8 protein-coding genes are annotated in these 13,754 nt (G+C 42.8%); 4 read left to right on the plus strand and 4 right to left on the minus strand.

Annotation, left to right across the window (positions count from 1 at the left end; all coding sequences use genetic code 11):
* Positions 1-593 precede the first annotated feature (593 nt).
* From DUL71_RS27595 to DUL71_RS27605, 3 genes are all read right to left on the minus strand, one after another.
* Positions 594-3,071 carry a glutaminase family protein gene (locus DUL71_RS27595; protein WP_114941057.1) on the minus strand — a complete coding sequence of 826 codons (2,478 nt, stop codon included), beginning with the start codon at positions 3,069-3,071 and terminating at the stop codon, positions 594-596.
* A gap of 46 nt (positions 3,072-3,117) precedes the next feature.
* The gene (locus DUL71_RS27600; RefSeq protein ID WP_114941058.1) at positions 3,118-4,830 is read right to left on the minus strand and encodes an arylsulfatase; all 1,713 of its coding nucleotides are present in this window, start codon (positions 4,828-4,830) and stop codon (positions 3,118-3,120) included.
* Positions 4,831-5,109: 279 nt separating this feature from the next.
* A complete protein-coding gene (locus DUL71_RS27605) occupies positions 5,110-8,622 on the minus strand; it encodes a carboxypeptidase-like regulatory domain-containing protein (RefSeq protein ID WP_114941059.1) in 3,513 nt (1,170 codons plus the stop codon).
* A 147-nt stretch (positions 8,623-8,769) separates the two neighbouring features.
* On the opposite strand from DUL71_RS27605, the gene DUL71_RS27610 reads away from it, so the two are divergent.
* Positions 8,770-9,231 carry a DinB family protein gene (locus tag DUL71_RS27610; RefSeq protein ID WP_114941060.1) on the plus strand — a complete coding sequence of 154 codons (462 nt, stop codon included), beginning with the start codon at positions 8,770-8,772 and terminating at the stop codon, positions 9,229-9,231.
* A 59-nt stretch (positions 9,232-9,290) separates the two neighbouring features.
* Here the strand turns inward: DUL71_RS27610 and DUL71_RS27615 are convergent, their stop codons facing one another.
* Entirely contained in the window at positions 9,291-9,821 is a 531-nt protein-coding gene (locus DUL71_RS27615; RefSeq protein WP_114941061.1) for an OmpA family protein, read from the minus strand.
* A 233-nt stretch (positions 9,822-10,054) separates the two neighbouring features.
* Here DUL71_RS27615 and DUL71_RS27620 point away from each other — a divergent pair, with 233 nt between their 5' ends.
* The 3 genes from DUL71_RS27620 (at position 10,055) to DUL71_RS27630 (ending at position 13,574) form a co-directional block, all read left to right on the plus strand.
* A complete protein-coding gene (locus tag DUL71_RS27620) occupies positions 10,055-10,516 on the plus strand; it encodes an SMI1/KNR4 family protein (protein ID WP_161964523.1) in 462 nt (153 codons plus the stop codon).
* Positions 10,517-10,612: 96 nt separating this feature from the next.
* On the plus strand, positions 10,613-11,794 hold the full coding sequence (locus DUL71_RS27625) for an alginate lyase family protein (RefSeq protein WP_114941063.1): 1,182 nt from the start codon (positions 10,613-10,615) through the stop codon (positions 11,792-11,794).
* 367 nt (positions 11,795-12,161) lie between these two features.
* Positions 12,162-13,574 carry a glycosyl hydrolase family 18 protein gene (locus DUL71_RS27630; RefSeq protein ID WP_114941064.1) on the plus strand — a complete coding sequence of 471 codons (1,413 nt, stop codon included), beginning with the start codon at positions 12,162-12,164 and terminating at the stop codon, positions 13,572-13,574.
* The last annotated feature ends 180 nt before the right edge of the window (positions 13,575-13,754 follow it).

A 13,754-nucleotide genomic window follows, 5' to 3' on the forward strand; every position in this document is an offset into this window, starting at 1 on the left:
TAAGATCTTCGCTACCTGGTCGAAGTTTAGCGACAGCATAACTTCGACCTAAAACAGGTTAAGCTTTCAGCTTATCCTAACTGGTCGAAGTTTAGCGATAGCATAACTTCGTCCTAAAACAGGTTAAGCTTTCAGCTTATCCTAACTGGTCGAAGTTTAGCGATAGCATAACTTCGTCCTAAAACAGGTTAAGCTTTCAGCTTATCCTAACTGGTCGAAGTTTAGCGATAGCATAACTTCGTCCTAAAACAGGTTAAGCTTTCAGCTTATCCTAACTGGTCGAAGTTTAGCGATAGCATAACTTCGTCCTAAAACAGGTTAAGCTTTCAGCTTATCCTAACTGGTCGAAGTTTAGCGATAGCATAACTTCGTCCTAAAACAGGTTAAGCTTTCAGCTTAACCCTGCCGTAATTAAAACTATGCAAAACCACGGAAGCAGAATGCTTCCATCTTTTTAGGACGAAGTTACGCTATCGCTAAACTTCGACCAGAGCTGGGCCTCGCAATGACATGTTTTTTAACCAGGACTTCGCTTTAAACAAAAAGGGCCCGCAATTGCAGGCCCTTTTTCATTCGAAGAGATTACCAGTTGCTTATTTAGCTGCCAATTTATCCCTTAAAGTTTTCATGTAATAACCACCAATTACGCTACGCGCCTGGAAACCTACCATTTTACCGTTAGTAGTTTCGTGCCAGTCGCTCAGTGGTACGCGCGATGAAGTTTCGGTAGCGAATTTATAAACCGGCGCAACTAAAGCGCTAAAATCCGCTTTGTTATCGGCCATAGCCGCCGTCCATAGGATCCAGTCGCTTTTGGTGTAGGTTTTACGGCTATCCAATGGTAAACCAAACTCATTTTGGTGTGCCAAATAAAATTTAAGCTCCGTATCATATACTTTTTGAGGGAACAATTTTAAGCCCAACACTTTATCCCAAACCATGTTGTATTTCTGGCTCCAGGTATCTTTGCTGTCAAACACCAAACCATAGTGGTCGCCGGCGTCGGCTTTTTCCTGCCATTTTTTAGCCATATCCTTAGCCATCGCTTTGTATTTTTTAGCCGTAGCAGCATCGCCCATCATACCAGCCAGTTCGCCGTAAGCATCAATAGCTACAATGGCTTTTACCGATAAGTTAGCATTATGCGCCAGGTGACCGGCAAAGTCATCGGTACATAATTGACTTCCAGGGTCAAAACCTGATTTAGCAAGGTATTCAGTCCAGATGGTTAGTGTTTTCCAGTGCTTTTTAGCATAGTTGGCGTTGCCTTCAACTTTAGCTAAAGCAGCGTTAAGAATGATCATGTTGCCGCTTTCTTCTACCGGCATATCCTCACCATAAGTTTGGCCATTAGCCAATGGGTAAGTACCCAAATCATGAGATGAGTAAGGTTTGTTCCATTTTCCGCTTTCGCTGAAGTAGAAGATACCGTTCATCATGCCCTTTAACAAATCAGGGTTATAAATCAGGTACATTGGAGCGGACGGATATGTAATGTCAACCGTATTGATTGAGCCATTGCTGAAGTTTTCTTTAGATAGGAACAACAATTCGCCTTCAGGGCTTTTAACCACGTGGTGTGCAGCAATGCTTTGGCGATAGGCCATTACGCATAGTTTAGCATATTTTTCACCACCGGCTTTAATAGCGTCCGCCCAAATTTGTGCATCGGTTTTAGCACAGGCTCCCATCACTTTAGCATAAGCTTTGGTAGCGTCGCTCAGTACACCTTCAATAGTTGCACCCGGAGTATTTCTCCACCATGGCCTTAAATTGGTCTTAAAGTATTGGATAGCGTAGATATCATCATACCCAACAGAAATAAATTTAGATACCGGCGAAGCAGTCACTTTACCAAATGGCACCACCGTACTTAACATGAATTGTTTACCTGTAGCTGTAGCTTCACCTGTTTGAGCGCCCAGGAATGATGATACTGCACCGCTTTCAGGAGTGATATATTGTTTAGCACCCGCGGTTGACGAAGCTACATAAACATAGCCCCAGTCAATACGTACGTTATCGCCTTTTTTCTGCAATACCGGCTGTTCAACAGTACCTGCTTTTAATAATTTAAGCCCGTTCTGGCTGTATTTTGATGCGGTAACTTCTTGTGATGGCGTATTTACGGCAAGATTAGTCGAGATCCCCTGGTAAATCTGAACATCATGTGCTTTACCATCAATTGATTTTAGCTGGTAAGTAATGTATGATACCGGGGTGGTAAGCAATTTCAGATCGCTCATAACCAGCGGCGAAGTGAAAGTAAGTTTCAGGTTAACCTCGCCTGCTTTAAAGTTATACACGGTTTGGGTAGCGGTAACTTTAACGCTGGTTTGTTCGGCCAGTTTAACGGCTTCATCATCCTTACTCAATACTTCCTCGGCCAAACCGGCATCAATAAATGAGCCGCCACCGGTGTTTTTGCAATGGATAGCCAAAACGTTCTCGCCTACTTTTAAATTTGATTTTGCACTGGCAGATAATGCAACAGTTTCAAAATCGCCATTAGCACCACCTTCGGTAGCAATCTGCTGACCATTAAGGTATACTTCGGCTTCATCATCATGATAGATTTTCAGCATCAAACGGCCTTTTGGTAATTCGGCAACATTAAACTTACGACGAACCCAAATGTCTTTACCTCTCCAATCGGTGCCTTTGCTTGCGCGTTCATCACCAAATGGTGCAGCTCCGCTTTTCCAGGCCTGGTCATTAAAGCCCGGTTTTTCCCAGCCTTCTGCCGGAGCAGTTTCGGCCTGGTACTGGCTGGTGTATGATTTTTCGTCGGTAGCGGCTAAAATGGTTTTATAATTAACGGCCGATGCGCCCAAAAAACGGTAGTAGTTACCATCAACCTTAATAAGGCCCAATAATGATTGATCTTTTCCTGTCCAGTGTTTGGTGGTTGATTCGTTCAGCTTATCAGTGTTTGACCAAATACTGAAATAAGTGTTGTGCGTGATCAGCGGATAAGATGGCATCTTGTCCTGAGCCAACGCTGTTTGTGCAACAAACGATGCCGCCAGTCCGGAAACAAGGAGGTACGTTTTCTTGAAAATGCGATTCATAAACTACGTTTTACTTTTTGGTTTTAATATTTGTTGTTGGGTTTAATTATTTACTCTTAGTGCCGGGCTTTGGAAAAACCTGATGCGTATTTGCCCAAATATGCCAGAGGCTATCCAGTTGGTGCACCTTTTCCGGGTGTTTTGATTTCAGATCGGTAGTTTCGGTTTTATCCTGCGACAGGTCATACAAATGCCAGGTAGTATCATTACTTAACGATACCAGCTTCCAGTTCCCTGACCGCGCGTACCTCGCCCCGAAATGTTCGTTAAAGAGATCTTCATGTCCTGGCGTTTGCTTTCCCTTAAAACTTGGGACAAGGCTGATACCCGTAGTCGGCGGGATATTATGCCCTTTATAGGTTTTAGGATATTGAGCGCCGGCCAGTTCAACAAATGTGCTCATGAAATCCATCACATGGCCTACATGGTCATTAAATCCACCCTTATTTACAGTAATCCCTTTGGGCCAGAAAGCGATCATCGGGGTATGAATGCCACCTTCGTATGATTCGGCTTTCCAATACTCATACGGGGTATTGGCTACGTTCGCCCAACGGGGACCGATGGATGAATATGTAGTTTCCGGGCCAGGCAGTGCTTCTTTTTTTGTAGCATAAACTATTTTACGGCCGTCGCGGGTCTCGTTTGGCCGGTCAAACCCTGGGCCATAAGCGGCACAATTTTCGGCACTGGCTCCATTATCCGACAGGAAAACAATCAGTGTATTATCCAATTGACCGGTTTCCTTCAGTGTTTTAATGATACGGCCAATGCCCTGATCCATCCTATCTATCATGGCAGCATGAACGGCCATGGCCATCGCATCCCACTCTTTATCCGGGTTATTTTCCCATTGCAGGTCGCCTTTCCATCGGTCGGATAGCTTGGTTTTTGTTGGATCGATGAGGCCAAGCTTCACCATTTTTTTGTACCTGGCTTCGCGGATAGCCTGCCAGCCACCTTTGTACGTGTTTTTATATTTGGCGATATCTTCTGGCTTGGCCATCAACGGCCAGTGGGGCGCATTTTCGGCAACGTACAAAAAGAATGGCTTTAACGATTTAGCATAGCCCTTGATATAAGCTACCGCCGTATCGTTAATAGCATCTGTATGATAGTAGTTTTTGGGGACTGTTTTAATAGGCGTTGTGCCGCTAACCAAGCTAAAGGGATCATAAAAATCAACCACGCCCCAAATGGTACCGAAAAACTTCTCGAACCCACGACTGGTTGGGTACTGGCTAATCGGCGAAAACTCAGAATAATCTTTATGATGATTTAACCAGGCTAACTGATCCTGTGCATTAGGTTGACCGTTGGTGTTGGATACATGCCATTTACCCGACATAGCCGTATGATAACCGGCAGATTTCAACACTTCGGCAAGGGTTACAGCATTATCGGTGATATGACCAAGATAGCCTGGCTCGTCTTCAGCGTCGGTCATTTTGCCGATGCCTGCCTGCTGATTATATAAACCGGTAAGTAACGAAGCCCTTGTTGGGCAGCAGCGTGAAGTATTATAAAACTGCCTGTAGCGGATGCCATTTTGAGCAAGATAATTGATATTTGGCGTATTAACCTCACCACCATAGCAGCCCAGATCAGAAAAACCCATATCATCGGCCATGATAACGATAATGTTAGGCCGTTTCTTTGGTAGTTCAGGTTGTTTAGCAACTTTTGTTTGCCACGCAGCCGAAATAAGCGCTATTGTACCGGTAAAAAACAAACCGGCATATAGTTTATATTTATTCATAGGCGATCATATTACCTGCGCCAAAGCTGGTTAAACTTATGTTTTCAATAAAAAGCAGGAAGGTTAAAAATGGCCGGAGCTATTATGCCTGAACATACAGCACAACGAACAGTTTTGCACGTTCCAAATTAAAACAATCCTTTTGCACAAAATGGCTCAATACTTGGTAAAATCGTATCAATCTTGAGACAAAATGCCGATCAGGCTAAAGGAGCGGCATTTACACGGTACGACCCGGTAATCTGCATCTTTAATTAAACTATAAGGCAGCTCAATTTATTACTGAACATTATACCGATACACCAACCGCCCTAAATTACCATCCTCATCAATGCCCTCAATAACTATGCGATACGAGCCAGCTCCGTCGGCGTTGAAATAATTAAACAGCGCCTGGCCATTTTTATCTGTTATCAGCTCCGGTTGCCAATAAATAGTACTCCGCAAATCGGGGCGGTTACCGGCTTGTTCAAGATTTTCATATTTAGGAGAGTAAAACACACGCGCCTTATAAAATCCGGGCACCGAAATTGGTAATATCCCGGTTGATGTGATTTCTTTTTCGGTAAGCCCCCCTTTTGCTTTTGTGGTTATCACGATTACTCCATGGCCTCCCCGCGCTCCATATATTGCCGCATTGGCATTGTAAAAAAACTCTACTGTTTCTACATCCGAGGCGCCTATAAAATCAAGCGAACCTCCGCCAGGTATTGGGTTCGCCGAAATACGACTATCTATTGCCACCCCATCCAAAATTACTAAACCATCAAAATCACTCCTTAACATTGCGTATGCTCGTCCGCCGTGTACCCTGCTTTCTACCATTTGAGTTAACGAACCTGAAACAGGAAGCTGCCCCAGTTGTATCACCTGATCGGCACTACCCGGCCCTCCTAAAGCCGAAGAGCGATATTCATTCTTTTTAACGGCCTTGATCTTCACCTCTTTCAGCATTTTTATTTTGCTATACTTCAAATAATCGTCTTGCCGTAGCTTGTTATTTTCAAGATAGTTCGTCATTGATAAATTAATATCATTGGGTACGACGTTTAAGCCGAATGACGATACTGGCAGTTTTTGATTGTTTTTGTTATAAGTCAATCTTGTTGAATTATCGCCTTTAGCTGTAACAGCCTGTAAAATGAACCTGCCGGTATCGGTAAAGAACAAGTTACTGAATGCAAAATCGCCCCTATCGTCTACTGGTTGACTTAACACCGTTGTTGGTTGCGAAGAGATCAAAGAAACAGTGCCTTCATGCATGGCGCTCCCTCCCGAACGCTTTACATTGCCGCTTATTTCCAAACCCTTTTCAGGTTGGTATGCTATAGCCGGATAAGAGCTGCTTAATAAAGGCTTCCATTTAAAACCACGATAACCATTAGTAAGCATTACCAAATCCAGGTTTTTCGTTGTTTCGTCATTCACATTGGTAAAATAATAGTTGGGTTGTTCTACATTTCCCTTCAGATCTGAAGTTAACAACAGATCAGTTAGTATAGTGCGTTCTGAATTTCCAACTACCTGAACTTTATTTTCATCTATAACGGATACCGAAAAATGGCCAACCGACGGATCACCCGCCCTGTTCTTTACATTCAGGCTGATATCAACCCTTTCCCTTTTTTTATAATCTGCTTTGGGACTGTTAATGGCCAGGCTCAATTGGTCGTAGTTTTGCACAAAAATCAGGCGTTCGCAAAGGGGCTCATTAGCGGCAGAAAATAATGTAATGGTAGCTATCCCGGTTTTTAAACGCCGCTTTAAAATATCACGTGTTATTGTCTGACTATCTAACCTGCAGGCAATGGTTGAAGCTGTGCCGCCGGAATAAATGAGTAATGTAAACTCCCTTCCTTTGTTTTGCTGGTAAAAAGCATCAGCAGCATTTATTTTAACAATAGCACGGGGAATTTCACTATTATCAACAGATAAGCTAATTCCATTTTCCATAGGCATTGGAAGATTGACAGTGTTTTTTGTTCCGTCTGCATAATTAAGTTCGGCTTTATAGCTTTTACCAGGTTGGGCTTTCAGGTAAAAAGATCCCATCCCCAGGTGCGATGAAGCAAATGTGGCTACCTGATTATTTTCATCATCGGTAATAATCCCGCTGATATTTACACCCGTTCCATTGGCGCCAATAGCCTTGAAGGCTATTTTAGACTGAATGCCGGTAATCATATTGCCGCCTTCGGCAAAAAACTGCACATCAATTTTATTGGCGACAACCGGCAACGGCGCTTTAGCAGCGCTTTCGGCTATTTTATTATTGATCGATCCAATTTTAATTTCCCGGTCAAAATAATTGTTACTACCCTGGTTTTGCATCCATTTGGTATACGCCCGAATATGATAATTCCCTTTAGGCAAAGTATCCGGCAGGGCAAAATCCCCCCAGGCCACACCATCAGTTATCTGTAGTTTAACTGACTGATCGATTCTGTTTGCTGTATTGATCAACTCGGCATGCAACACACCGCTTATATCCGATAGCTCGTGGCGATCGCCCGCGGTTATATAAGCTTTAAAGTAAACTGTATCGCCGGCTGCATAGTAGGGTTTATCAAAATGCAAATAAACTTTTTCGGCAGTATATGAAGCATTGTAATTTCTAAGCTTATTTATAACATCGGTCAATCCTGGTTTTTCATTTACAGCGCGAGTATTTAAAGGCTCATAATCAACTGGCAAAAGTTCGGCTACCCGGTTATTGCCCCATGCGCCGCTATATGTTACGCTATTAGGATCAAGCAGGGCCCCATTATCATCAAACAGGGCGTAAGACAGGTTAAAATTCAAAACCGTTACATCATGGTTAGCGGTACTGTTTATACTATTCATTTGCCCGCGTTTCGTAAAACGATGATCTTCATTATAAGTGATATGGAACGAATCAAAATCACAACCGAGGGCATGTACGCCAATCTGATCGGTTTTAACCATCATTTCATCTTCATTTAAAGGATAGGTCATCAGTATTGGGCGCCCTCTTTTGCTTAATAGTGATTTAGGCAGGTCCCGTCGTTCAGGGTTAGCATACTGCAATACACGAAACCCTTCCTCATCCAAATGTTTAGCCTGCAGTGCACGTAAAAAATGCATAGCAGATCCTTTATAAACCTGTAATCTTGCCCTTTCCCAGTCTTTCTGTTGTGATGGCGTACCTTTTAACTCTTCAAACAGCACAGAACCTTCATAGTGCAGTTTCCTGTTTGAAATGTCTTTATCATCATAAATAAAATTTGTGATAAGATACTTTACCCGGTAACCAAGCCCACGATTTTCAACAGTTAAAAAATCAACGGAAGATGCAGCCAGTGTTTTCGTATCATCGTTGTAGGCAAAATCAAGCATTTCCGGATTCAGAATTTTACATTGATCGGCCAGTTCCGATTTGCCTAAAAACTGCTCTTTAAAAGTTGTTAAATACTGCGCACGATTGGGGTCGGTGTGCTGTTTTACAATTACCTCTTTTAAAGCATAGGTTTTAGGCGACATGATAATATCGGGCAAAACCATATCACTACCGGTTACCGTTATGTTTTGTTTATAGGTTTCAAACCCAACAATGGAAACTACCAGCTCATATTTACCATTTTTAGCGTCGACAAGGGTAAACGTTCCTTCGGGTGTGGTTTTTGTCCCTACAGTAGCATTACTTAAAAATACACTTGCGTTCGCGATAGTTTTTTTATCTGTTGCGTTGATAACCCTGCCTGTTATCCTGGTTTGAGCCAGGCACCAAAAAGGAGAAACCAGCAAATAGCACAGAAACAATTTCTTTAACATAAGGCAGACGATTTAGGTATATAATAAAGTAAACAGCTGGCGCCGAAACTTTTAAGAGACTTATGGTAGTGATAAAGTTATTAAATATTATTACCAAAACCAATACAGCATTTTATACTAACTTTCCGATTTATCACTAACATAAAAATGTATAATTCACTCACCGAAAGATTAAGAAACCAACACCTTGCTATAGCAGAATTGGTTGCAGCTACAAGCAACGAGAAGTTGGCTTCGCCACCTGCACCGGGTAAATGGAGTGCTTTGGATAATATAGCCCATCTGACCCGTTACCAGAAAATATTTATAGACAGAATACACCAGATACTTAATGATGATGTACCTGTGTTTGATCGTTATAATGGGGATCTTGATCCCGCGTTTACACCCTTCAGATCGATGGGGCTAACTGAACTGCTGGATATTATAAAAGCAGACAGAGCAACAATTTTCGATCTGCTCTCCGGGCTCACTGATACAGAACTATTGCGTATTGGTGTACACCCTAAATATGGCAGGCTTACTATTTCAAAATGGACCGAGTTTTTTGTACTGCATGAGGCCCATCACCTGTTCACGATTTTTCAACTGGTAAACAGTACCGAATAATTGCCCAACAAAAAAGGCAGCCCAATGGGCTGCCTTTTACTTTTATTAAAAGTTTTTATTTACTGTGCTAACTTTACTTCAACACGGCGGTTAAGTACACGGCCTTCTTCGGTTGAGTTATCAGCAATTGGTTTGCTTTCGCCCCAGCCTTTTACAGTCAGGTTATCACCGTTTACACCACTGTTAACTAAATACAGTTTTACAGAATTTGCCCTATCAACAGATAATGACTGATTGTGTTCGGCAGTACCTTCGGCAGAAGCGTTACCATTCAAAATGAATTTAGCCGACGGATCTAATTTCAGTTCCTTAACTATATGATCTAACGTTTGGTAAGAAGCAGTTTTTAGCACTGCTGAGTTAAACTCAAACTGGATATTGGTAAAATTATAGTCTGGTTTTTCCGGAGCCGGAGCTGGTGGCGGCGGTGGTGTTTGCACTGGTTTTTGAACTGGCGGCGGCGTTGCAGCTTGTACCGGTTGAGCTGGCGGCGGTGTTTGCACCACGGCTTTTTTGGTTTTGCAGGCTTGGGTAGTGATAGCTAAAACAGCTATTGCAAGAGCTAATAAAGGTGTTTTTAGAGTTTTCATATCTAATGATTTGCGTAAACATAAAAAACGTTGGCATAATGTTTATAGTGCCCAACCATAATTTTATGGTTAAATAATGCTTTTTACGTACAGATGTAGATTATTTAATCAATAGTTATGCCATTTGCCTAATAAAAAGCATCAAATCAAATGTTAGGTGCCTCACCAGTACTGCTTTTCTCACACAATCAATTTATATTTGCTATAACTTAAAAGCGAAAACAACCTACACCTTGCATCTCATTAAATCCACTACCGATATCATTAACTATCTAAAAAATCGGCTGCACGAAACCGACATTACCCTGTATGCCGGTGCAACGGACCGGGAAATATATGAATTTGAGAACAGCGCAGGCGTTAAGTTACCTGATGATATCCGACAATTTTACCAGTTCTGCAATGGTTTTATATCGGATGAAGACTTGTTTCGCATTGTCCCGCTTAATGAACTTATTCACAGCAACTCTCTTTATATTGCTGAGTTCCTGATTTACAGCGATCTTTGGGAACTGATCATTAATCCTGCTGCAAATAATTGCTACGAAATAACGTGTACCGATAAAGATCAAAACAGTTTAGTATTAACCACTTCATTTTTTGAGTTCCTCCAGCACTTTTTAATAGGTGGTGTATTTGAAAAGGATGGTTTATATGACTGGACAAATGCGATCTCTGCAAAAAACCGGGAATAACATTACAATCCCCCTTCAAATCCCCTACAAGCTAAGAACAACGCCCAATCTCCCCCAGCCTATTCTTATCTTGGCGCACCATTACAAGCCATCGCCATGAAAAAATTATTTACCGCAATGTTAATTGCCGTTACAACGCTTTCGCAATTTGCTTTTACTACAGAACAAGTCAAGCCCGATAAATCCCCTGTCGAAAAAATCGCCGAAAAAACCCTCAAAAAACAAATAATGGCCGAAGCAGCCTGGGCCATGCAGCAGCAGCCGGTTACGGTTACCGCGTCATCATCGCCCAGAAGCGCCGGCGGCAAACACGATTTTTTTTCGGAGGCCGATTATTTCTGGCCAGATCCTAAAAATCCCGAAGGGCCATATATCAACCGCGATGGCATGACTAACCCGGATAACTTTGTTGAACACCGCAAAGCGATGATCCGCTTCAGCAAGATCATCGGCGCGCTGGCTTCGGCCTATAAACTAACCGGAGATGAAAAATATGTAAATCAGGCTGTGATCCATCTTAAAGCCTGGTTTATGGATCCTGAAATCATGATGAACCCGAGCCTATGGTTTGCCCAGGCTGTCAAAGGTCAATTCACCGGTCGTAATTATGGCATTATCGATACCATCCACCTGATGGAAGTTGCCCAGGGTATGATTGTGATGGAGAAGGCTATGGATCCGGCTACCCAATCGGGAGTAAAAAAATGGTTTGCCGACTATACCAACTGGCTTATGACCAGTAAACCCGGTATGCAGGAAAGAGATGTAAAAAATAATCACGCAACCTGCTGGGCTATGCAGGTTGCCTCGTTTGCAAAACTTTGTCAAAACGGTGCAGTGCTTGATTCGATAAGGATACGTTATAAAACGATACTGCTACCACGCCAAATGGGCTCCGATGGCAGCCTCCCCTTAGAGCTGGAGCGTACCAAGCCGTATGGTTACTCCATTTTCAATCTTGATGCCATGACCATGTTATGCCAGATCCTTTCAAGCCCACAGGATAATTTATGGAACTTTGAAACTCCTGATGGCAAATCCATTAAAAGAGGTATAGCTTATTTATATCCTTTTGTAGCAGATAAAAGCAAATGGACTTTAAAACCCGATGTAATGTATTGGGATAACTGGCCGGTTGCCCAGCCATTCCTGTTATTCGGCGCTAACGCTTACCGTGAAAACGCGTGGTTAACAACCTGGCAAAAACTGGATCATAACCCTCAGGTTGAAGAAGTTATCCGCAATTTACCTATCAGGCACCCGCTTATCTGGTTTTAAACCGGGTAAGCGATTTACCCAAACTACCCATTTTCTCCTGCTATAATAATATATAACTGTGAGTTAAGCGTATCACAAAAATATTTCTTTGCTCAAAAGGAGGATTTTCCCTGTTAAGATTGCACTACAAAAGCACTACTACGCTTGCGATTGAATCGTATTGAGGTTATTATTAGGTATTTATAATTAGATGTTTATATAATTTTACTCATACCAAAACATCTATTACACCTATTAACGCACCTTTCCTGATATTAGTATATGATATTCATAAGTATCATGAATTTGGTTAACAGGTTTATGTTTTATTGTCCGGCTTATTTATAAACCAAATAATACATCAAAAACCACTTAACAAACTTAACTTATGAGATCAAAATCTAACTCTTACCTCCTTGGCCTATTCCTGGTCGCGATGGCTGCACTATCATCCTGTAAAAAGGATAATATGGACCAGTTTAAAACCGGGGGCAACTCTAACACCGACAACAGCAGTAAAACGGTTGCTGTTAATAACGCCGTTCCTGTTGCCTCATTTAAAGTAATTGGTTACCTCCCCAGCTGGCAGGGCGATGTAAACGCGGTACAGTACAGTAAATTAACCCATGTTAACTACGCTTTCCTTACCCCAACAAACACCGGGGGACTAAATCCGCTTGACAACCTTTCAAAATTCACTACCCTGGTATCAAATGCACACAGTCACAATGTTAAAGTTATTATTTCTGTTGGCGGCGGCGGTGGCGGCGATGCCTTCCATCCTATTGTTGCTAATGCAGGGTACCGTACCACGTTTGTTAATAACATGGTTAACTTCTGTAACCAGTACAATGTCGATGGTGTGGATATCGACTGGGAATTCCCATCCGCCGGTACCGAAACCAATAATTTTTACCTGCTGCTGCAGGAATTGTCAACCGCTATGCACAACGGTGGCAGGGTATGTACCATTGCCTCCATCTCGGTTGGCGCAAGCTATGTTACCAATAATATGTTCACTATCCTTGACTGGATCAATATCATGGATTATGATGACAACAACTTCCAGCACTCTACTTACCAATCGGCGGTTGATTGTTTGAGCTATTGGGCCGGTCGCGGTTTACCGGTTGCCAAAACTATATTAGGCGTTCCATTCTATGCAAGGGACAACCGGTACGATTATTCGACCATGAATTATGTTGATGTACTGGCTGCGGGAGGCAGTCCCAATTCCGATACCTTCCAAACTTTTGGCTATAACGGTATCCCAACTATTAAAAGCAAAACCACACTGGCGCTTAACCAGGCCGGCGGTATGATGATCTGGGACCTGGGTGGCGATGCAACAGGGGCTAACTCATTACTTTCGGCCATGAACTCCGTTATTACAGGTGGCACTACTACTCCCCCAAATACGCCGCCAATTGGCACTGTAATTTCGCTGAAAGGCTTTAACGGCAAATATGTAAGCGGCGAAAATGGCACGCAGGCCATGACCTGCACTCGCACTACAGCCGGCGACTGGGAGCATTTCACGGTGCTTGATGCAGGCAGCGGTAAAATTTATCTGCGCAGCATGGGTAAATACGTTTCATCAGAAAACGGTACTCAAGCCATTACCTGTAACCGAACCACTCCAAGCGACTGGGAAAAATTTGACTGGATAGTCACCACCGATGGCAAAATTACCCTGCGCGGCAACAATGGCAAGTTTATCTCCAGCGAAAACGGCACCCAGGCCATGACCTGTAACCGGGCCACGGCTTCAGGCTGGGAAGCTTTTGGTTTGAATCAATAGAAAAAATTTTATTTCAAAGCAGGGTACTGTGCGATTCCCTCCCTTGGGAGGGTGTAGGGAGGAGTTTCAACAACATGCTGTAATGAGCAGAACGAACAAACCCCTCCCTGCCATCACACATTTCCGTCACACCCCTCCCAAGGGAGGGAATTTGAAGAATATCGCTTTTCATCCAATTAC

This window comes from Mucilaginibacter endophyticus (assembly GCF_003351025.1).
GTDB classification, from domain to species: Bacteria; Bacteroidota; Bacteroidia; order Sphingobacteriales; family Sphingobacteriaceae; genus Mucilaginibacter; species Mucilaginibacter endophyticus.